The organism is Caproiciproducens faecalis, assembly GCF_019448085.1.
GTDB classification, from domain to species: Bacteria; Bacillota; Clostridia; order Oscillospirales; family Acutalibacteraceae; genus Caproiciproducens; species Caproiciproducens faecalis.
Window position 1 is genome coordinate 12,813 of sequence record NZ_JAGFNZ010000007.1, and the last position, 20,498, is coordinate 33,310.

General features: G+C 43.7%; 20 protein-coding genes and 1 tRNA gene. 15 read left to right on the forward strand and 6 right to left on the reverse strand.

Annotation, left to right across the window (positions count from 1 at the left end; genetic code table 11):
* Positions 1–14: 14 nt before the first annotated feature.
* Positions 15–587, reverse strand: coding sequence for a thymidine kinase (locus tag J5W02_RS14140; protein ID WP_219966359.1), 573 nt, complete (start codon positions 585–587; stop codon positions 15–17).
* Between the two features lie 203 nt (positions 588–790).
* Between J5W02_RS14140 and J5W02_RS14145 the strand changes: the two genes are divergently transcribed.
* On the forward strand, positions 791–3,310 hold the full coding sequence (locus J5W02_RS14145) for a polysaccharide deacetylase family protein (protein ID WP_219966360.1): 2,520 nt from the start codon (positions 791–793) through the stop codon (positions 3,308–3,310).
* Between the two features lie 202 nt (positions 3,311–3,512).
* Here the strand turns inward: J5W02_RS14145 and J5W02_RS14150 are convergent, their stop codons facing one another.
* Positions 3,513–3,752 (reverse strand): hypothetical protein, encoded by a 240-nt coding sequence (locus J5W02_RS14150; RefSeq protein WP_219966361.1) that lies wholly within the window; start codon positions 3,750–3,752, stop codon positions 3,513–3,515.
* A 606-nt stretch (positions 3,753–4,358) separates the two neighbouring features.
* Here J5W02_RS14150 and pdaA point away from each other — a divergent pair.
* The 4 genes from pdaA (at position 4,359) to J5W02_RS14170 (ending at position 6,396) form a co-directional block, all read left to right on the forward strand.
* Entirely contained in the window at positions 4,359–5,126 is a 768-nt protein-coding gene (gene pdaA, locus J5W02_RS14155) for a delta-lactam-biosynthetic de-N-acetylase (protein ID WP_219966362.1), read from the forward strand.
* Positions 5,127–5,247: 121 nt separating this feature from the next.
* Positions 5,248–5,463, forward strand: coding sequence for a hypothetical protein (locus tag J5W02_RS14160; protein ID WP_219966363.1), 216 nt, complete (start codon positions 5,248–5,250; stop codon positions 5,461–5,463).
* Positions 5,464–5,609: 146 nt separating this feature from the next.
* A complete protein-coding gene (locus J5W02_RS14165; protein ID WP_219966364.1) occupies positions 5,610–6,086 on the forward strand; it encodes a hypothetical protein in 477 nt (158 codons plus the stop codon).
* Between the two features lie 118 nt (positions 6,087–6,204).
* Entirely contained in the window at positions 6,205–6,396 is a 192-nt protein-coding gene (locus tag J5W02_RS14170; RefSeq protein WP_219966365.1) for an alpha/beta-type small acid-soluble spore protein, read from the forward strand.
* 101 nt (positions 6,397–6,497) lie between these two features.
* Here the strand turns inward: J5W02_RS14170 and J5W02_RS14175 are convergent, their stop codons facing one another.
* Positions 6,498–7,772 carry a M14 family metallopeptidase gene (locus J5W02_RS14175; protein ID WP_219966366.1) on the reverse strand — a complete coding sequence of 425 codons (1,275 nt, stop codon included), beginning with the start codon at positions 7,770–7,772 and terminating at the stop codon, positions 6,498–6,500.
* Between the two features lie 175 nt (positions 7,773–7,947).
* Here J5W02_RS14175 and J5W02_RS14180 point away from each other — a divergent pair, with 175 nt between their 5' ends.
* Positions 7,948–8,784, forward strand: a complete 837-nt coding sequence (locus J5W02_RS14180) for a deoxyribonuclease IV (protein ID WP_219966367.1) — start codon at positions 7,948–7,950, stop codon at positions 8,782–8,784.
* Positions 8,785–8,831: 47 nt separating this feature from the next.
* Here the strand turns inward: J5W02_RS14180 and J5W02_RS14185 are convergent, their stop codons facing one another.
* Together J5W02_RS14185 and J5W02_RS14190 are read right to left on the reverse strand one after the other, a co-directional pair.
* The gene (locus tag J5W02_RS14185; RefSeq protein ID WP_219966368.1) at positions 8,832–9,551 is read right to left on the reverse strand and encodes a DUF6512 family protein; all 720 of its coding nucleotides are present in this window, start codon (positions 9,549–9,551) and stop codon (positions 8,832–8,834) included.
* A gap of 157 nt (positions 9,552–9,708) precedes the next feature.
* Positions 9,709–9,855, reverse strand: a complete 147-nt coding sequence (locus J5W02_RS14190; RefSeq protein ID WP_219966369.1) for a hypothetical protein — start codon at positions 9,853–9,855, stop codon at positions 9,709–9,711.
* Between the two features lie 11 nt (positions 9,856–9,866).
* Here J5W02_RS14190 and J5W02_RS14195 point away from each other — a divergent pair, with 11 nt between their 5' ends.
* The 4 genes from J5W02_RS14195 (at position 9,867) to J5W02_RS14210 (ending at position 12,481) form a co-directional block, all read left to right on the forward strand.
* Positions 9,867–10,376: a transglycosylase SLT domain-containing protein gene (locus tag J5W02_RS14195; RefSeq protein ID WP_219966370.1), complete on the forward strand. Its 510-nt coding sequence runs from the start codon at positions 9,867–9,869 to the stop codon at positions 10,374–10,376.
* 341 nt (positions 10,377–10,717) lie between these two features.
* The gene (locus J5W02_RS14200) at positions 10,718–11,173 is read left to right on the forward strand and encodes a putative ABC transporter permease (protein WP_219966371.1); all 456 of its coding nucleotides are present in this window, start codon (positions 10,718–10,720) and stop codon (positions 11,171–11,173) included.
* A 129-nt stretch (positions 11,174–11,302) separates the two neighbouring features.
* Positions 11,303–11,389 (forward strand) — tRNA-Leu (locus J5W02_RS14205).
* Positions 11,390–11,608: 219 nt separating this feature from the next.
* Positions 11,609–12,481 carry a DegV family protein gene (locus J5W02_RS14210; protein WP_219966372.1) on the forward strand — a complete coding sequence of 291 codons (873 nt, stop codon included), beginning with the start codon at positions 11,609–11,611 and terminating at the stop codon, positions 12,479–12,481.
* 74 nt (positions 12,482–12,555) lie between these two features.
* On the opposite strand, the gene J5W02_RS14215 is transcribed toward J5W02_RS14210, so the two are convergent.
* A complete protein-coding gene (locus J5W02_RS14215; protein WP_219966373.1) occupies positions 12,556–14,646 on the reverse strand; it encodes a sodium-translocating pyrophosphatase in 2,091 nt (696 codons plus the stop codon).
* A 278-nt stretch (positions 14,647–14,924) separates the two neighbouring features.
* Between J5W02_RS14215 and J5W02_RS14220 the strand changes: the two genes are divergently transcribed.
* From J5W02_RS14220 to J5W02_RS14240, 5 genes are all read left to right on the forward strand, one after another.
* The gene (locus J5W02_RS14220; RefSeq protein ID WP_219966374.1) at positions 14,925–15,800 is read left to right on the forward strand and encodes a DMT family transporter; all 876 of its coding nucleotides are present in this window, start codon (positions 14,925–14,927) and stop codon (positions 15,798–15,800) included.
* Between the two features lie 191 nt (positions 15,801–15,991).
* Complete coding sequence (locus J5W02_RS14225) at positions 15,992–17,212, forward strand: alanyl-tRNA editing protein (RefSeq protein ID WP_255575792.1); 1,221 nt, start codon at positions 15,992–15,994, stop codon at positions 17,210–17,212.
* Entirely contained in the window at positions 17,213–18,241 is a 1,029-nt protein-coding gene (locus J5W02_RS14230; protein ID WP_219966376.1) for a threonine aldolase family protein, read from the forward strand.
* 245 nt (positions 18,242–18,486) lie between these two features.
* Entirely contained in the window at positions 18,487–19,677 is a 1,191-nt protein-coding gene (locus J5W02_RS14235; protein ID WP_219966377.1) for an acetyl-CoA C-acetyltransferase, read from the forward strand.
* Between the two features lie 33 nt (positions 19,678–19,710).
* Positions 19,711–20,487, forward strand: coding sequence for an enoyl-CoA hydratase-related protein (locus J5W02_RS14240; protein ID WP_219966378.1), 777 nt, complete (start codon positions 19,711–19,713; stop codon positions 20,485–20,487).
* The last annotated feature ends 11 nt before the right edge of the window (positions 20,488–20,498 follow it).

Consider the following 20,498-nt stretch of genomic DNA (forward strand, 5'->3'; position numbering starts at 1 on the left):
TTCTTTTTTCGCTCTTATTTTTTAGTTCCGTCTATTCTGTCGTTTTTCCAGCATTTATAGCATAAACCGATATAGCTTTCGTTGCCGCCTATAAAAACCTGCTCGCCTTCTCGGATGATTTTGCCGTTGCAGATTCTTGCATTTACTTCTGCTTTGCGTCCGCAGGTACAAACGGATTTGATCTCCGTCAGCGAATCCGCAATTTCAAACAGACGCTTGCTTCCTTCAAACATATGTGTTTGGAAATCGGTTTTTAAACCGAAGCACAGAACAGGAACAAATTCAATGGCGATCTCTTTCAGCTGGTCAATCTGAGCTCCCGTTAAAAACTGTGCTTCATCTATAATCAAAACATCAAAATGGTTTTTCTGAAACCATTGATAGAGATCCACATTTTTATCAATTAAAATCCCGGTATCTTTTAGCCCAATTCGTGATTTTACAACGGTAAGGCCGTCTCGATTGTCTACAGATGGTTTTAATAGACCTACTCGGTACCCTTTTTCTTCATAGTTGAATTTTACCATTAGCGCCTGGGCTGTTTTGCTGCTGCCCATCGCACCATATTTGAAGTATAATTTCGGCATTTTTGTTCCTCCGATTTTTTTGGCAGTCTTTGTTTAGTATAGCATTCTTTATTCGTTTATAAAATACCAAAATGCGATAATGTTCACAGATTTCTTTTAAAATTTATACGATTGCAAATTATGTCTAAATAAATAAATTATTGCTGATTCATGTAAAGCATGTTATAATTTTCCAGAATGTATCTTTTAAGGCGGTGAACCATTTGAACAGACCTAAAATTCTGTATGTACAGTTTATGATGGTAGGAATTTCTATAATGGCACTCGCCTTTATTCTTTTCACATTTCGGGTGGAAGAAATCAAGCTGAATGATGGGGAAGTAAGAAGCTTTAATTCAGGATGGCTGTTTGTTAATTATAACGGTGATAGCCACAGTATCACTTTGCCTACCCATAATGTACCGGGAGCGGAAAAAAACAAGAGCAGCTTCATCACCAATCAGCTTCCTTTTGACATTGGAAACAATATGACGCTTTCTTTTTCGACCTATCACGCTAAGGTACGCGTTTTTGTCGGAAGTGAATTAATTTATCGGTTTGGATATGATACGCAGCTGTTGTTTGGAAAATCTCCGGCTTGTACAGCGTGGCATATCATTTCATTACCGGACGGTTCGCAGGGAAAATCGATTAAGATAGAAATTTGTTCTCCTTATGACAAATATGCCTCAACGTTTAATGACATCACCATTGGAACAAAAAGTGCCAACATTACAAATCTGATTCATCGATTTTTTTACAGCACTGTCGTCGGTTCGTTGGTCCTAACTTTCGGGATTACACTGCTTTTACTGTATTTTATTGCTCGAACGCGATTAAAGAATAATCTAGCTCTGCTGTACCAGAGCCTGTTTGCTATCAGTATTTCCATCTCTGCACTGACGGAGACTTCCGTTTTACAGTTTTTGACCGGAAATGTTCTTTTACTCGGATATATTATGTATTTTACTCTTATGCTTTGTATGATTCCATATCTGCTGTTTATAAAAACTGTGTATGCAAAGCACCATAAAAAGCTGTACGATATATTATGTGTGGGTGCCGCATTGAATTTCCTAATTTGCACTTTGATGCAGGTACTGAATATTCTGGATTTTCCGGAAACAGTATTTTTGACACATCTGATTATAGCAGCGTCGCTGATTTTATCGGTTTATACTGCACTGGAAAATTTGTTAAAATTCCACGACCGCACCGTTCTGCCATTTTTGATTGGTTTAGGGACGATGTTTGTTCTGTATATGGTTGATATGATGCGGTATTATATGGGTATTTATCAGGATGGAGCGCTGTTTTGCCGCTCGGGACTTCTGATTTTTGTTGTACTTCCTTCGATTGATACGGTTTCTCAGTATTTTTCAATGATCGAGCTGGGGATGGAAGCCAGAGTACTGAAACGTCTTGCTTATCTCGATACATTAACACAAAAAAAGAATCGAAATGCTTTTGAGATCGAAATGGAAGCTTTAAACTCACAAAGAAACCGTTCTCATGTGGCGATTGTAGCATTTGATGTGAATAATTTAAAGAGTGTCAATGACAATTATGGTCACAGATGCGGAGATGTGCTGATTTTATCTGCATCGGACGTAATTCAAAAAAGTTTTGACGGGTATGGAAATTGCTATCGAGTCGGTGGGGACGAATTTGTCGTTATTATTGAAGATTATGTTGCAAATCGCACCAAAGCGTGTTTGGATGACTTTGAGGTTCATTTGCGCGAGTATAATCAAAGAAATTCCAATGGGATTGAAATCGCTTATGGGTATGCTGTGTATGAGCCCTGCGACAAAAATTTATTGGAAACGCTGAATCGTGCGGATAAGCTGATGTATCAAAAAAAAGCGGCAGATGAAAAACCTTGCGAAATACTAGAAAATATAAAAGAAAATGCAAATAGAAGCCCCCTAGGCGCGCATATAATTGTGCCAAGGGGGCATTGTCATATGAAGTTTCTGATACTGAGCGGAAAGAGGCTGTTAACAGTATTGCGCTGTTTGGTTTGCGGCATCTTGGCTGTCTTCATAGCTGTTCAGGGCGTTACGGCGATCAGGACATTTTCCAGTCAGCGCCTGATTCCCATTTATTGCGTAAAAACACCTGAAAAAAAAGTCGCAATCTCATTCGATGCGGCCTGGGGAAACGAAGAGACACAGACATTAATTGATATTCTGGGAAAATACAACGTTAAAACGACTTTTTTTGTGGTGGGCGCATGGGTGGACAAATATCCGGAGTCTGTCAAAGCGCTTGCAGCTGCCGGGCACGAGGTTTGCAATCATTCCAATACGCATCCGCATATGCCAAAACTTGTGCAGAGTGAAATGACGGCACAAATAACGGAATGTAATGATAAAATTAAAAATTTAACCGGGACCAGCCCGATTTTGTTTCGAGCCCCATACGGTGATTATAACAATGCACTCATGGAAACAGTAAAATCAGTTAATATGTATTGTATTCAGTGGGATGTGGATAGCCTTGATTGGAAAAATCTAACTCCGAACGATATGGTTACTCGTGTGACTACTACGGTGAAACCCGGTTCGATCGTTTTGTTTCATAACGGAGCGAAAAATACGCCGTCTGCGCTTCCGAAAATTATTGAAGCGCTGCAGGGACAGGGCTATCAGATTGTTCCAGTCTCTCAGTTGATTTATAAAGAAGGCTACACAATCGATCATACCGGGATGCAGGTGCCGAATTCGACTGCCAATCAATAGCTTGTATGATCCTTAATTGAAAAAAATTCTGGAAAGCACCGGGTCGTATTATTGTTTAACCCGGTGCTTTGATTATCATTTATGTTGAAATATAATTACTATTATGAAATAAGCATTGACAGAGTATGAAATTTATGTTAATTTAAGAAATAGAGTTTATACACGTTGCAGGATAATGTGTATTGGCTTATATGCTTTTTCTTCAGTGAAGTTGCTCCAATATAAACGTCATTATTGGAGCAGCTTCTTTAATTTTATTGGTAAGAATGGCAATTATTAAAAGAATTAACATAAAAACATTTAGCGCTTTCAGAAAGACCTTCACATTAATGTTTGGCAGGAAGCATTGGACGGTTTTGACTTCATGACGTTTCCCTTCATCCTTTGTAACAGTGTCATAGGTTTTTTTCCAAATCACAACAGGACGAGCATTTGTTTTCATAATAAATCTCCTTTCCTAAGGCGAAGACACGGATGTGTACGGGTTACTAAGAATGTCCAATTTCTGTCACCTCCAATCCAAATTTGCGTGATAATAAAAATGACCAACTCAGTTTAGGAGTGGTCATAACTGGCCCCCCATAAATGAGACTACTGGCTAGCTGCCGTCAATATGGAGGAATATTATTTCTTTTTGGAATTTATCCGCCATTTGACGACGTTATTCCGATTCAATGGTAATCATAGCGAAAGGCTCCTGTTTGCACTTTATTACGATTATAGAATAATACGTTTTTTTACGGAAGTCAATACATAATATGGCGGCGCATTTAGGTGATATCTATGTTATTATAAAATAATGACGGTTTATTGGAATATTACGGTAGTAAAATATCTTACTCGGTAATAAAATTATGGGGTCATCTTAATTTTTTTCTTATTGTTCAATAATTATAACTAATGCTCTTTTAAGTTCCCGCTTTTAAGCGGTTTTTTTTATTGCAAAATTTTTTCTGATAATATCTGCTCTGAAGTAATATATTTTACTGTAAGGCAGGTGACAAAAACTGTGTATATAACTGTAAAGAAAAAACAAATTGAAATCGTGATGGCAGTTTTCATTTTCCTTTTGGCAGGCATTCTTACGCTTACCCATCGTCAGCAGGAAATTGCCGTTCAGACAGCCGCTGCCAATACCAATTGGGGACTTGGCTTTGGAGAAAGCGGCAAACAGCCTACCGGAAACGCTTCTGTGGATTTTTTAAAGCAGTACAGTGCCTATTACGTTGGTGCGGCAGATAAAAAAGTCATTTATTTGACTTTTGATGCCGGATATGAAAACGGATATACACCGGCAATACTGGACGCTTTAAAAAAACACAATGTAAAAGCAACTTTTTTTGTGGTTGGAAATTATCTGAACACCAGTCCCGATCTGGTAAAACGAATGATTGCGGAAGGACATATTGTCGGCAATCATACGAACACGCATCCCGACATGTCTAAAATATCCGATATGACCTCGTTTACAAAAGAGATAACAGCAGTGGAAAACAAGTTTAAGGAAATTACTGGACAGGATATGCAGAAATACTATCGGCCTCCGCAGGGCAAATACAGTGTCAATAACTTAAGGCAGGCAAACGAGCTGGGGTACAAGACCATTTTCTGGAGTCTTGCTTATGTGGACTGGTATCAGGATAAACAGCCTACAAAGGAGCAAGCCTTTCAAAAGCTGATTCCCCGTATTCATCCGGGAGCAATCGTGTTGCTGCACAGCACTTCAAAAACCAATTCAGAAATACTCGACGAATTACTGACTAAATGGGAATCTGCCGGGTATACGTTTGGAACATTGAATGATCTTGGCAAATAAGCACCACTGGTCCTGCCCGCTTGTTTTGCAATGATAGGAATGTTAAAATTAAATATCCATAATTTGCAGCGAAGTACCGGGGGGGCTGCATTGGAGTCGGTTTAAAAAAAGGAGAATAAAAATGGCGAAGATAACGGATATCAGAAAATGTGGAAGATTAATCAGCGTCTATAATAAAACGGTCATGGACGTAAACTTTAATCAGGAGTATTTCTCCATCTGGGTTCACGCCGCAGGGCAGGAATCCGGACTGGAGACATGTCCTTTAAACGTGCAGTTGAACGGGGAGATGGCGGAGAGGCTTAGAAACTACTTAAATGAATTTTTAAAAAAATAAATTAAGAATCGTTTCAGCCACATACTTTTTGAAGCAATCGTAAATAATGTTTGTACTGATTTACGGGAGTGAGGGTAAAAATGACAAACATTATATTGTGCGGAAAATCAACTGACACCTGTATTTCGTGTGCTTTGCTTCCTACTTTGGAAAAATACGGCGGGGTACAGTATTTCAGTGCAGATCATCTGGTCAGACTGGGGCAGGATAAAATAGAGTTTCTTCTTTATGACTGCGAAAAATTGCCGCAAATTGAACTTGAAAACGGAATTATTCTGTTTAAAAACAGTTTTCATTCTTCAGAGAAAAATTTGATTCCAGAAGGGTTTTTATCCATTCTGGAAATGAAAAATTCCAGTGCGGCAGAACTTCTAAACGGTACCGGCGCAGCGGCCATCACTTGTGGCACGAGTTCAAAAGATACGCTCAGTATTGCCGGGATAGATGAAACCAGCGCTGCACTGAGTCTTCAGCGCAGCGTGATGACCGTCGGCGGAAGAATGCTGGAACCTCATGATTTTACCGTCAGATTTCCTTCAAAGCTTAGTCCAACCCGCATTTTGGCGGTATGCGCTGTTTTGTTACTCTCTGGCATTGATTCTGCAAATGGCTATGAACTTTAATTTGCAAAAATTAGCATTCATAAAAACACTCCAGTTACGCAAAATAGGAAAGCAAACGCAAAACAAATCAAAGATCTGAACGAAATGAATTTTAAATTATTGAAGGAGTGTTTTGATTATGGCAAGCAACAAAAATGTAGTTCCTGAAGCTAGAGAAGCCCTCAACAAATTTAAGATGGAAGCCGCTTCTGAAGTCGGCGTTAACTTAAAGCAAGGCTATAACGGCGATTTGACATCCAGAGAAGCTGGTTCTGTCGGTGGCCAGATGGTCAAAAGCATGATAAAAAGTTACGAGCAGAACATGAAGTAAAAAAGTCCATTGTTGGAGCGTCATGCCGTTCGGTATGACGCTCCAACTTATATAGGAAAACCCGCATAGTCAAATCTATGCGGGTTTTATTTCAATCCACTTCAAACAGTTGCCGCGTGAAGCAGTATCCCAATGTTTTGCTGGTAGATGGTGTTAAACTGGGAAATAGGAATGGGATTTTGGCCCAGACCGACTTCAATGGTATAACCAGGTCGGCGGTAATCCTGAATAAACCAGTCCTTATATCCTGCGTAAGAGGCAATTCCAATCGTTTCATCCAATCGGTATCCGCTGATTGCGGCGAATTCTTCGCCGATCATCCGGCCTTCGGGTGGGGCCATATTCTTAAAATTCCAGTAAATAACCTGACCCTGAGTGTGGTAGGCAATCACCAGTCTGAAATCATGGGATTGGGTAAAATTGACGACCGTTTTCGTTTCCGGTTCCGAAACAGGGAAGGGTCCGGAATATCTGGTGGGACCGGGACCGGTAATACCGTATTCTGCTTCCGCTGCTTTCGATTCCTGCCAGGCAGCATTGTAATTATGGTTTAGATCTACACCGCGGTTGTTGGCCTGCCAATCTTGGGAGAAATCCGTACTCCCTTTATTCCATGCAATTAGATCCAGATAATACGGATTGTCGGGCTGAAGTCCGTTGAGCACCAGATCTATTCCATCCGGATTCACCATCGGCATGATGTAGATACTGCTCTGGCTCCAGATTTCTCTGGGATTGTATCCGTTTCCCAGAGTATGCTCCAGTGTATAGGCATATAAAAAGTTCTCTGTAAATTTCATCAGCAGTGGGGAAGTGATCCACTCCAGCGAATGGTGGGCGGCATTGTAAAAAACCTGATTTGGGCCGGTGCCAAGCTTTAGAAAGTACAAATTTCTGCCGAGAACGCTCATCCCGGCAATACCGACCTCTAAAAATGGATACCTTGCTTTTAATCCTCTGATATTTCGTTCTAAAATCTCATAAGTATAGTCAATGTTGGTATTTACCACATCCATCCCGTAAGGTACGACAATTTGCTGGCCAACGCTCAGGCTGGAAGCATCAAGACCCGGGTTTGCACCCAACAGCAGGGGAAGGGAGGTGTGGTAACGGCGCGCAATACTGTAAAAGGTATCTCCCGGTTTGATTCGGTAAAGATCATATCCCAGAAGGTACTTCTCCATAATGCTGTAAGTGGACGGGCCGATCACACCATCCGGCGAAAGACCGAAAGCACGCTGAAATTGTATGACTGCCCGGCGCATCTGCTGGCCGAAGTTCCCATCGATGGGGCCTGGGTTATAACCGATTTTCTGCAGCATTGCCTGAATTTCCATAACATCCGTTCCGGACATCCCTACTTGCAATGTTCTCATTATGGTTCACCTCAAAATACTGTTTTGTCAGCTTCTCTGTTGTTCATGGTATTAATGTATTGCAGCAAGTTGGTCTTTATGCTATATTTTCCATGGACGTTTTATCGGCTTGACACTGAGCCCAAGTGGTACAGTACACAAAAAGTAAACCAGAGCTTTGAAAGGAGTCAATCTAATGTTGAAAATAGGCTGTCATCTTTCCGTGGCAAAAGGCTTTTTGGCCATGGGAAAAGATGCTCTCAAAATACAGGCAAATACATTTCAGTTTTTTACGCGTAATCCCAGAGGCAGCAAGGCAAAGGAAATCAATCCTGAGGATGCTCGGGCGCTGCGAAAGCTTATGGAGGAAAACCAGTTTGCTCCGGTTCTGGCACATGCTCCCTATACGCTGAATGCTTGTTCCGCCGAGGAGAAAACAAGAATCTTTGCGGTTGAGACCATGGCGGATGATCTTAAGAGGATGGAGTACTTCCCGAATAATTATTATAATTTTCATCCCGGCGGTCATATGGGGCAGGGAACGGCAAAGGGGATAGAATTAATTGCGGCAATGCTCAATTCTATTTTAGGCCCGGAACAGCCGACAACTGTATTGTTGGAAACGATGGCCGGGAAAGGTACAGAAGTAGGCCGTACGTTTGAGGAACTGCGGTTGATACTGGACGGTGTGGAATTAAAAGAGAAAATGGGAGTCTGCCTGGATACCTGTCATGTGTTTGACGCCGGTTATGACATAGTAGATGGTCTGGATGACGTTCTGACTCATTTTGATAAAATAATCGGGCTTCCCCGTTTAAAGGCCATCCATCTGAATGACAGTCTGAATCCCAGGGGAAGCCATAAGGATCGCCATGCCAGAATTGGAGAGGGCCAGATCGGATTGGAAGCAATTACGCGTATCATCAACCATCCGGCCTTGCGGAATCTGCCATTTTATCTGGAAACACCGAATGATCTGGACGGCTACGCAAAAGAGATCAGTCTTCTTAGAAGCGTTTATCGGCAGGACTGACGGTCTAGGATGATTTGCACCTGATGTAATTCTTCTAGTTAGTGAGATTACTTGCCCTCTTTTTTTGATACCGGGCTGGCAAACAGGCCGATATGCGGGGGTCGGAAGGTAAATACGATGAAACTGAGGGTAAGCGCTGTCAAGAAAAGCAGGCTTGCCCAGTTTGTTTTGGAGCTGGCTTCGGCTGAGGTAATCTTTCTTCCGCTGTAAGTAAAGGCAACCATAACGCCCAAAATGAATGTAAGTATATCCATCCAAAGGAAATTTCTTCCCGCGATTCCCGTGTAGGCATAGAAAAATATAACAATGAACAGAAGCCCAAGCAGAATTCCAAATGATTTTGCCGCGATAAAGTTCTTGTACTCTTTTCCTACCATGAAATATTCGATGATGCTGAATAAAAGCATGGGGAAAAAGAGCATTTTTAAATGTTCCCAGACACTTTCATTCACCGGACTGAAAATACCGACAATTTTATTATTTCCAGACCACTCATAGACAAAATGAAGAATTGTGCCAAAAATAATAACAAATATGAAGCCGATTGTTTCCCAAACAAACAAATTTTGCATAGTATCCCTCCTTTTACTAAATTCTATGATGTCAGCCCGGAAATTAGGAGAAAAAACGAATAAAACTATCATTATCTTAATCTTCGCCCCCAAAAAGAAGATTGAATGCAGGGGCGTTCTCAATACAAACAGCGAATTGAGAAGCCTCCCCTGCATTTTTGCCGCATAATGAATATTTTCTGAAAGAAAAGCCAAAAATTGCACAAGAGATTGAAGGCCGCGGGAATAGAATTCAAGGTGCCGCGGACTGCTTAAGTGAAAAGTTCTTTAAAAACTAACGGGGGAGAAAGAATGAGAACTCCAGGGAAAATACATTTCAGAAACGAAAACATTTATGCGGTATGCATGATTGTTACGCTTTTCTGCATCGGTCAATCTTTTCATAACCGAGCACTTTCGGCAAAACTTCATACGGCATCTTCGACGGTGTCTTCACAATGTTTAACGACGGCTCCGCCATCGTCCAATGCTCCATTAAAGGATGCATCCAGTATTTCATCAAGCCAACCTGTGCAAAGTTCACAGGCGCAACCGAAGAAAAAGGAGCCGGAAAAAAAGGCCGAGTCAAAACCGCAGAAAGCAACTGAACAGATTCAGACTTCCAGATATTATGACGTTCCACTTTCAACAGAAATACAGGACACCATTTTCACGGAATGTAAAATAAAAAATGTTCCGGAAGATCTGGTGATTGCCCTGATCGGTGTAGAAAGTCACTATAATCCAAAATGCATCAGCAAGACAAACGATTATGGACTCATGCAGATTAATATCTGTCACAAGGAATCGCTGGAACGGAATTTGCAGGTTACAGACCTGTTGGACAGCAAGCAAAACATCAAAGCAGGCGTTTATATGCTTTCATGGATCGTCAATAAGTACAGCAATGTCAATCAGGCGCTGATGGTTTACAACAGCGGAGAATCAGGAGCTCAGAAGCTTTGGAAACAAGGGATCTATTCTACTTCCTATTCCCGAAAGGTGATTGCACAGATGGATAAAATCAAAATAGAGACATAACACTGCTTAGCAACCCGTTGGAAGTGTTGTTATATCTGTAATGTATGATTACTTTACACATTTTGGAATAAGAGATAAAGAAGCTTTAGCCCTTCACTGCAAAGGTTTATCAGTCCAGGATTATTAGGAAGTTTAAGGCGGTGAAATCAATCCATACATTTTGTCGATTATAGTACTATTGCAAAAGATTGTGTTGAATCTGTAAAGGTATTATACTATTCATTGGTGTTTTAGGATATTTAGGAAAGAAAGGTTCCATCCCATCTGCATAACATTTGCATTGGACGTTTATTGCTGGTATAGAATAAATTTTACCGGAATACAATCAATGGGGTGATGGTATGCTGCGAAAGATTCGGAGTATTTTATGGAAGGATGTATTTTTGTTTGTCGTTGGCGGAGACATTTACATAATAATGGAAATCTGTTACAGGGGATACTCCCACTGGAGCATGTTTGCTCTGGGTGGGGTGTGCTTTTTAGGTTTGGGTTATATCAACCGCTTTTTCTCATGGGATACACCGTTGGTTCTACAAATGCTGATTGGTATGCTGTTGATTACTACGCTGGAATTAATCACAGGAATGATTGTTAATGTTTGTTTTGGGTGGGGAGTCTGGGATTACTCACAGAAACCTTTTAACCTGTTCGGACAGATTTGTCTCTCTTCCAGCGTGGGTTGGTACTTTCTTTCGGCGGTGGGGATTATCCTGGACGATTATCTGCGTTGGTGGATTTTTGGGGAAGAACAGCCTCACTACTGTCTTTTCAGAAAAAAGGCGATCGTGAGCGGATAAGTTTCGCTCCGAGTACGGTCTGCGGAAGGTAACCGGCTTTTCTGAATGAAAAGCGACATTTTTTCTTAAAAAGTTTAGCTTTTGTATTGACACATCGGAGTCTATATGATAATATAGTTGAGTCGTCACGCGAGAGTGGCGGAATTGGCAGACGCGCATGGTTCAGGTCCATGTGAAAGCAATTTCATGGGGGTTCAAGTCCCCCCCCTCGCACCAAAGAAACAGACAAATTTCTTAAAGAAGTTTGTCTGTTTCTTTTTGCTTTTTAATCTGATTTGAACCGATATTATTCCAAAGTCGTCTGAGCCTGAATTTTAGCTGACTATAAAAGAATGTTGGTGTTTTAGCTGTCATGAATGTTTCTTTATCATTTTTCGTTGACTGTATCGGCTGTCAATGGTAATATGGAAAAAGCAAGTGGAGGAGTGTGCCAGTATGAATGAATATGTTATTGTATCGGATGCGACCTGCGACCTTCCGGCGGCTTTGACTGAGCAGCTTGAAATCCAAGTGATCCCAATGGAATTTACCATGAGTGGGAAAATTTATCAGCATTTTCCTGATGCGCGTGAAATGAGTTTTCATACCTTTTATGAGAGAACGAAAAACGGAGAAATGTCCGTCACTTCCCAAATCAACAGCATAACTTATGAAAAATATTTCTGCCCGATTCTTGAACAGGGAAAGGACATTTTGTATATCGCGTTTTCTTCTAACTTAAGCGGTACCTATCAGGCATCCCGTATTTCGGCAGCTGATCTGATGGAGCGGTACTCGGGCAGAAAGATTGTCTGCATTGACTCCAAAGCTGCTTCGGTGGGGGAGGGAATGCTTGCGTATTATGCCGTTCAAAAGAAACGGGAAGGACTCAGCCTGGAAGAATTAGTTAAGTGGGTAGAACTCAACCGTGACCGTATCTGCCATTGGTTTACCGTTGACGACTTGAATCATCTGAAACGCGGAGGAAGAGTTTCCGCGGTATCTGCGGTAGTTGGAACCGCTTTGGGAATAAAGCCCGTGCTTCATGTGGACAAGGAAGGACAGCTGATTCCAGTTGCCAACGTGAGGGGACGCAAGAAGTCTTTGGAGTCATTGGTTGACCGCATGGTGCAAACCTGCGTTCATCCGGAAGACCAAACCATTTTTATCGGTCATGGCGACGACATGGCGGCGGCCGAATTCTTAAAAACCCTTGTTTTGGAAAAATTCTCCGTTAAAGAGGTTATTATCAGTGATATGGGCCCTGTAATCGGAGCCCATACCGGATGCGGTATTGCCGCGCTTTTCTTCATCGGAACGGAAAAATAAATTTGCTGCCATCAGCAAAAACAGGCTCCCGGCTGTTTGGCCGGGAGCCTGTTTTATCAGTGATGAGTCAAGTATTAATGGAATATGGACAGAGTCAGGAACAGGGTGGACATCAGAGAAGAGACCAGAGAGACAACGGTGATTTGCGTGTTGATGGATGGGCCTGCGGTATCCTTAAATGGATCACCGACTGTGTCGCCTACCACCGCCGCTTTATGTGCATCAGAACCTTTGCCGCCGTTGTTTCCGGATTCTATGTATTTTTTGGAATTATCCCAAAGTCCGCCGGCATTGCTCATGAACAACGCCAGAAGCAGGCCGCTGATGATATTGCCGCAGAGATATCCGCCAATTGCCTGAACACCGCCGACAAATCCAACCAGCACAGTGATAATAATGGTAACAAGTCCGGCCGGGATCAATTCCTTCAAAGCACCGAAGGTGGCAATTTCAATACATTTGTCATATTCAGGAACAACGCCTTCCTTGCCTTCCTTCAGACCGAGGATTTCCCTGAACTGACGGTGAATTTCAGAAACCATTCTCTGTGCGTTGCGGTCTACGCCAAGCATCAGCATAGCGGAGAACACGGCGGGGATGGAGGCGCCGATCAGCAGTCCAAAGAAAACGATAGGATTCATGATATCAAACCCGGTGATTTGTTCCAGACCGAGCACAACAGCGGAATCATTTACCTGACTGATAAATGCACCGAGCAGTGCAATGACGGTTAAGCCCGCCGCACCAATGGCAAATCCTTTGGTAACCGCTTTAACGGTATTTCCCGCGCTGTCGAGCGAATCTGTAATTTCCAGAACATCGTCGCCCAGATCACCCATTTCCGCAAGTCCGCGCGCATTATCGACAATAGGGCCGTACGCGTCGTTGGAGATAATCATACCGACAATGGAAAGCATGCCGACGGCCGCCATTGCGATACCGTACATGGCATATCCGGGACCGATTGGATCACAGAGCTTGTAAGCTGCCAGTGCGGAAATTGCAATACCGATCATGGCAGGGAGCGTACTGAGAAATCCATAGGAGATACCGGAAAGGATAGTAAAGGCCGGACCAGTTTCAGAAGCTTTGGCTACATTATGTACCGGTTTCTTTGTATCGTCTGTAAAATAGTCGCTTGCAATACCGATGATGACGCCAACCAAAAGGCCGACTGCACTCGCGCCCCAAATGCGCCATTGGAAGTTGAACATCCAGGTGGCAAGCGCCGTCAAGACACCAAACAGTGCCGTTGTCACATAGGTGCTGCTGTTCAGCGCCTTAGTCGGGTTGCCGTGTTTGCCCATTCTGGCGGTTGCCACACCGATGATCGATGCCAGCAAACCAATAGCTGCGTAACAGAAAACCGTGCTTGTGTTTACGGTTCCGCCAGCCGCTTTATCCAGAGAAGCAGCAATGACAAGCGCAGCCGCCATAGAAGCTACATTGGAGTCAAACAGATCCGCGCCCATTCCGGCGACATCACCAACGTTATCGCCAACATTGTCCGCGATAACCGCAGGATTTCTAGGGTCGTCCTCCGGAATGCCAAGCTCGACTTTGCCTACCAGATCAGCACTGATGTCGGCTGTTTTTGTAAAAATACCGCCTCCTGCTTTCGCAAACAGGGCAAGGGAACTTGCTCCGAAGCTGAAGCCCAGCAGTGCGGTCGTATTGTTTGTAATCAGCATAACCAGCGTAACGCCAAGCAGGGTGCTGCCTACAACAGCCATACCCATAACGGCGCCGCCGCGGAAACCGGACATAAAGGATGGCTTAATGCCGTTTTGCGCTGCTTCTGCTGTTTTAACATTTGCAATGGTTGCAATCCGAATACCAATTACACCGGCAATTGCGGAAAAAACGGTACCGAACAGATATGCCAGCGCCATTACAATATTGTCAAGAACATTGCCCTTCCAAATTGGGGTAGGCAAAAACACAAGAATAAGGATAGCCGCAACACCTGCGAATTTTGCCAGAACCGTATATTCTTTGGTCAAAAAAGTGTTTGCGCCATTTTTAATCAAAGTACCGACTTCAGCAATGCGCTTGTTGGAAGACGGGCGGTTCTTGACCCATTGATACAGCCAGCCTGCGAAGAGAAAAGAAATTAATGAGACAATGATGGAAACCAACAGGAAAAACGTGACGGTGAATTGCATGATACCACTCCTTGTTAATAAAATGTTCATTATTTGCCATTATATCACGTTGAAATATGTAAATATATATTAAAATAGACGGATTTAAGCAAGAAATATTATGAAATATAGTCATTCTTCAGTGCCGCCTTAATAAAGCACAGTATTTAAACAGGAATTTCAATGATTTTTTATTGCAATTTCATGGTAGTTCAAGTATTATATTGTGGTGTGTTAAAGCGCCGGGAAACAGCCCGACACGCTGTGAGAGAAAATTTAGATACAGAGGATATGTTAAAATGGCTTCATCATCATCCCAGAGGCGTTCCATCGGACTTATGGCAGCGTGTGCCGGCCTGTGGAGCATAGCAGGTATTTTCATTAAAATGCTCCCGTGGAATGCATTGGTTATTGCGGGCTTTCGCAGCCTGATTGCGGCAGTTGTGGTTTTTGTATTTATGCGGGTGACCGGCCGCCGTATTAAGCTGAATTCAGCATCATTGCTGAGCGGAGTGTTTATAGCGGCCACTTTTTTCGCCTTTGTTTCGGCCAACAAAATGACCACGGCCGCCAATGCCATTGTGCTCCAGTTTACTTCTCCCGTTTTCATTATGATTATTTCCGCACTGGTCTTTCATCAGCGTTTCCATAGAACGGATTTGATTACCGTTGTGGTAACATTGTTTGGAATTTCGCTGTTTTTCTTTGATAAGCTCGGTACGGGGAAAATGATTGGAAATGGTATTGCGATCCTCGCGGGACTGTTTATGGCCGGAATGTATGTAATCACTGGGCGTACGGATGACGATTCGCGTATGAGCGGAATCCTATTTGGCCATTTGTTTACGGCGGTTGTCGGTGTTCCGCTGATCTTTGTTTTCCCGACTCCGATTTCATCCACTGCAATCGTAAGCGTTCTGGCGCTTGGCGTTATACAGCTTGGAATTCCATACATACTATACGGGCTGGCAGTGAAGGAATGTCCTCCGCTGGCGTGCTCTTTAGTTGGGGCGATAGAACCGCTGCTGAATCCGCTCTGGGTATTTATTTTTAACGGCGAGCAACCGGGAAAATTTGCTCTTTTGGGCGGAGGCATTGTGATTGCCGCCGTAACGGGATGGTGTGTATGGCGGGATCGTTTTGTTTCCGTAAATCAGAATCCGGTCAAAGATTAAACGAGTCCGTTTTTATTTTTTCTAACCACATGAATAAATCTTGTCAGGGTCAACGGCAGAAGCTGTTGGCCCTTTTTCAATTCTGTGATATAATAGCCGAAAAGGGTGACGGTACACTGATGATTGTCCCTTTGATTCTCCTTTTTTGCACCCGCCGGAGGAGATGGACAATTGTATGATACAGCGAATGCTTGAAGACAAAGTCAATAGAAGATTTTAGGAAAGCTGGAAATAAAATGAATCAGGAAACGGAAAAATTATATTATCAAAAAACCTATTCTAGAACCTTTTCCGCAAAGGTTCTGAGCTGCGAAAAACGGGGAGATCAGTTTTGTGTTGTGCTGGACAGAACGCTGTTTTACCCGGAAGGCGGCGGACAGCCTGCGGATATTGGGGTGCTGAATACTGTCAACGTTCTGGACGTCCATGAACATGGCGGCTGTATTGTTCATACGACGGACAAGCCTCTTTCCGTAGGGTCTGCAGTAACGGGCGGAATTAACTGGCCGCACCGTTTTTCGCTGATGCAGCAGCATTCGGGAGAACATATTGTTTCGGGAATCGTAAACCGTCTTTTCGGCCTTGACAATGTCGGTTTTCACATGGGCTCCAAGGCGGTGACCGTTGATTTTAACGGAGAACTCGGCCAGAACGATATTCTTTTGGTTGAAACTTTGGCCAATGAGGCCGTTTACCGGAATGTTGCCATAGAAGTATCTTATCCGGATGAAAAGGAACTTGCTGCGCTCAGATACCGCAGTAAAAAAGAACTGACGGGCGAAGTGCGCATTGTGACTATTCCCGGCTTCGATGTCTGTGCCTGCTGCGGTACGCATGTAGCAAAAACCGGAGAAATCGGAATCATTAAGCTCATATCCGCCCAACGCTATAAAGGCGGTACTCGCGTCGGCCTTTTGTGCGGAAAAAAAGCGGTGGAAGATTACAATGAAAAAGAGGCAAGTGTTGGTTCCGTTTCGGTTCTTTTATCCGCCAAACCCGATCAAATACAAGAAGCTGTGGAACATCTGCTGGAAGAAACAAACGCTCTGAGGCAGAAGCTCATTTCTCTGAAAAATCAAATTTTCGCCTCTAAATGCGAACAGGTACCGGAAGGGTCTGTCAATATCTGTATGTTTGAGCCGGATCTCGAACCGGCGGATCTGCGCGCATTCTGTTTGCTGCTTTGTGACCGCTGCAGCGGAATTGCCGCGGTTCTTTCCGGCGATGATGCAACGGGCTATCAATACGCAATGGCAAGTGTAAAAGAGGATGTTCGTACATTCGGTAAAGAACTGAATCACGCATTTCACGGCAGGGGAGGCGGCTCCAGGGAACTTGTGCAGGGCACTGTTTCAGGATTGCGGCAGGAGATTATGCAGTTTATAGAAAATTACAATTGTGGAGGAATTTAGATGTATCGTTTTAACAATGATTACAGCGAGGGCGCCCATCCCAGAATTTTGGAGGCGCTTGCAGAGGCAAGCCGAGAACAAAATGCCGTATATGGAAACGACCGTCACAGTCAGCACGCGGCGGAACTGATCCGGCAGCGAATTGGTCGTAATGATGTTGCAGTACATTTTCTAGAGGGCGGAACACAAACCAATCTGACGGCAATTTCTGCTTTTTTGCGTCCGTATCAGGCGGCTGTCGCCGCAGAGACGGGACATATCAACGTTCATGAGACCGGGGCGATAGAGGCTACCGGGCATAAGGTACTGACCGTACATACGGAAAATGGGCTGCTGACACCGGAAATGGTTCAGAAGGTTTTGGACGAGCATACGGATGAACATATGGTCAGCCCGAAACTGGTTTATGTCTCTGATTCCACGGAAATCGGTACGATTTACACAAAGACATCCCTTACGGCACTCAGCAAATTCTGTAAAGCAAATCAGCTTTATTTGTATTTGGACGGTGCACGGCTTGGCTCTGCGCTGACTTCAGAGGAAAACGATCTGACCCTACAGGATCTGGCCGACCTTACCGACGCTTTTTATATTGGTGGCACCAAAAACGGAGTATTGTTTGGGGAAGCGCTTGTCATTTGCAACCCTGAACTAAAAGCGGATTTTCGGTTTATGCAAAAGCAGAGGGGAGCCATCACTGCCAAGGGAATGGTCCTGGGCGTTCAGTTTGAAGTGCTTTTTCAGGATAATTTGTATTTTGACTTGGCGAGCCATGCAAATAGGATGGCTGATTTGATCCGCAGTGAAATTGAAGAGGCTGGTTTCTCATTTTTGTCACCGTCTCCGACCAATCAGATTTTTCCGATTCTCCCGAATTCATTGATTGAAAAACTGAAACAAAAATACGGTTTTGAATTTTGGGCAAAAATTGATGAATCCGCTTCGGCAATCCGGCTGGTAACATCCTGGGCAACCCCGGAATCGGAAGTGGAAGCTTTTATTAAAGATTTTCATGATTTTGTCCAATAAAACTCCAGTGATTTTATATTTCTTGTCCGGGTTTCTTTCTGTTTTTTAAAGATCTATCTAGTTTATGTAATAATATTTGATAAATTTGTAACACTTTTTAAGATAATCATTTTAATTGTGTTGCAAATCAAAGGATATTGTGATATATTTAACACATAACCCGTGTCCAGTAAAATATTACAAATTAAAGAACATGATGCTTCGCAATTCTTCTGAATTGCAAAAAAATGAATGGAGGAAATTCTATGTCAAGAAAAGTTGTATTAGCAGGCGCGTGCCGTACTGCCATCGGTAAGATGGGTGGCGCACTCTCCAATGTCCCGACTCAGACACTTGGAACGATTGTCATTAAAGAAGCTTTGAAGCGTGCAAATGTAGCACCGGAGCAGGTTGACGAAGTCATTATGGGCTGTGTGTATCAGGCCGGCCTAGGACAGAACGTTGCCCGTCAGTCCGCTGTTTATGCAGGAATTCCGGTATCCGTTCCGGCATTTACCCTGAACAACCTCTGCGGTTCTGCTCTGAAAACCATTAACGTTGCTGCCGCTCTCATTGAAACCGGCGAAGCCGACATCATTGTTGCCGGCGGTATGGAAAGCATGTCCGGTGCTCCGTATCTTCTTAAGAACGCCCGTTTCGGCTATCGCATGAACAATGGTGAGCTGCTTGATTCCATGATTCATGACGGTTTGGAAGACACCTTCAACCACTACCACATGGGCATCACTGCCGAAAATGTTGCCGAACAGTACGGCATTACCCGTGAGATGCAGGACGAATTTGCAGCCTTCAGCCAGCAGAAATGCGAAAAAGCACAGGCAGAAGGCAGATTTGACGAAGAAATTGTTCCGGTTCCGATTAAAGTGAAAAAGGAAACCGTTATGTTTGCAAAAGATGAAGGTCCCCGTGCAGGCGTAACAGCAGAAGGCATTTCCAAATTGAAACCCGCATTTAAGGCAGACGGTACTGTTACCGCCGCAAATGCTTCCGGTATTAATGACGGTGCTGCTGCAATTGTTCTGATGAGCGAAGAAAAAGCAAAAGAGCTCGGCGTAAAACCGTTGGCAACCTGGGTTGCCGGTGCTTCTGCCGGCGTTGATCCTTCCGTTATGGGTCTTGGCCCGATCTACAGCACCCGCAAAGCAATGGAAAAAGCCGGTCTCACTGTTGACGATATGGATCTGATCGAAGCGAATGAAGCTTTTGCCTCTCAGACCCTTGCTGTTGCACACGACCTGAAATTTGACCAGTCAAAGGTTAATGTAAACGGCGGAGCCATCGCACTGGGCCATCCGGTAGGATGCTCCGGATGCAGAATCCTTGTTACTCTTCTTTATGAAATGAAGCGCAGAAATTCCAAACTTGGCCTTGCTACCCTCTGCGTAGGCGGCGGCATGGGCGTTTCCACAATTGTTAAAATGGGCGATGACGAGTAATTTATAAACTGCAGAAAGAAAGGTTAGTGAATTATGAGTTACGTAAAATACGAACAAAAAGATTTTGTCGGTATGATTACCATTGACCGTGAAAAAGCGCTGAACGCTTTGAACAGTGAAGTACTGACAGATCTTGAGGCTGTGTTGGACAGCGTTTCTATCGATACCACCAGATGTCTGATTATTACCGGTGCCGGACAGAAATCCTTTGTTGCCGGAGCGGATATTGCTGAAATGAGCAGCAAAACAAGAGCAGAAGCGGAAGCCTTCAGTGCAAAGGGCAACGCTGTTTTCAGAAAAATTGAATCCTTCCCGATTCCGGTGATCGCTGCGGTAAACGGTTTTGCTCTCGGCGGCGGCTGTGAGCTTTCCCTGAGCTGTGATATCCGCATTGCTGCTGAAAATGCAGTCTTTGCGCAGCCGGAAGCCGGTCTTGGGATCACTGCCGGGTTCGGCGGAACGCAGCGCCTTGCCCGTACAATCGGCATTGGCAAAGCTAAAGAAATGCTCTACACCTGTGGAAAGGTCAAGGCTGAGGAAGCATTGAAGCTGGGTCTTGTCAACGCGGTTTATCCGACGGATCAGCTGATGGATGAGTGCCTGAAGCTCGCCGGTAGAATTGCGGGCAACGCTCCAATTGCTGTTCGTGCTACCAAGAAAGCAGTCAACGACGGCATTCAGGTTGACATTGATTCCGGTATTGCCATCGAGGCTGCACAGTTCGGTACCTGCTTTGAAACAGAGGATCAGAAAAACGCCATGACGGCTTTCTGCGAAAAGCGTAAACCGGATCCGTTTGTTAACAAATAATTTTAATTTGA

Coding starts and splice junctions, on each gene's coding strand:
- J5W02_RS14190 (WP_219966369.1), bottom strand. CDS start 9,855: ATGAAATACTGGATGCATCCTTTAATGGAGCATTGGACGATGGCGGAG.
- pdaA (WP_219966362.1), top strand. CDS start 4,359: ATGGCAGTTTTCATTTTCCTTTTGGCAGGCATTCTTACGCTTACCCAT.
- J5W02_RS14150 (WP_219966361.1), bottom strand. CDS start 3,752: ATGAAAACAAATGCTCGTCCTGTTGTGATTTGGAAAAAAACCTATGAC.
- J5W02_RS14200 (WP_219966371.1), top strand. CDS start 10,718: ATGCTGCGAAAGATTCGGAGTATTTTATGGAAGGATGTATTTTTGTTT.
- J5W02_RS14215 (WP_219966373.1), bottom strand. CDS start 14,646: ATGCAATTCACCGTCACGTTTTTCCTGTTGGTTTCCATCATTGTCTCA.
- J5W02_RS14230 (WP_219966376.1), top strand. CDS start 17,213: ATGTATCGTTTTAACAATGATTACAGCGAGGGCGCCCATCCCAGAATT.
- J5W02_RS14220 (WP_219966374.1), top strand. CDS start 14,925: ATGGCTTCATCATCATCCCAGAGGCGTTCCATCGGACTTATGGCAGCG.
- J5W02_RS14180 (WP_219966367.1), top strand. CDS start 7,948: ATGTTGAAAATAGGCTGTCATCTTTCCGTGGCAAAAGGCTTTTTGGCC.
- J5W02_RS14240 (WP_219966378.1), top strand. CDS start 19,711: ATGAGTTACGTAAAATACGAACAAAAAGATTTTGTCGGTATGATTACC.
- J5W02_RS14170 (WP_219966365.1), top strand. CDS start 6,205: ATGGCAAGCAACAAAAATGTAGTTCCTGAAGCTAGAGAAGCCCTCAAC.
- J5W02_RS14140 (WP_219966359.1), bottom strand. CDS start 587: ATGCCGAAATTATACTTCAAATATGGTGCGATGGGCAGCAGCAAAACA.
- J5W02_RS14235 (WP_219966377.1), top strand. CDS start 18,487: ATGTCAAGAAAAGTTGTATTAGCAGGCGCGTGCCGTACTGCCATCGGT.
- J5W02_RS14210 (WP_219966372.1), top strand. CDS start 11,609: ATGAATGAATATGTTATTGTATCGGATGCGACCTGCGACCTTCCGGCG.
- J5W02_RS14175 (WP_219966366.1), bottom strand. CDS start 7,772: ATGAGAACATTGCAAGTAGGGATGTCCGGAACGGATGTTATGGAAATT.
- J5W02_RS14160 (WP_219966363.1), top strand. CDS start 5,248: ATGGCGAAGATAACGGATATCAGAAAATGTGGAAGATTAATCAGCGTC.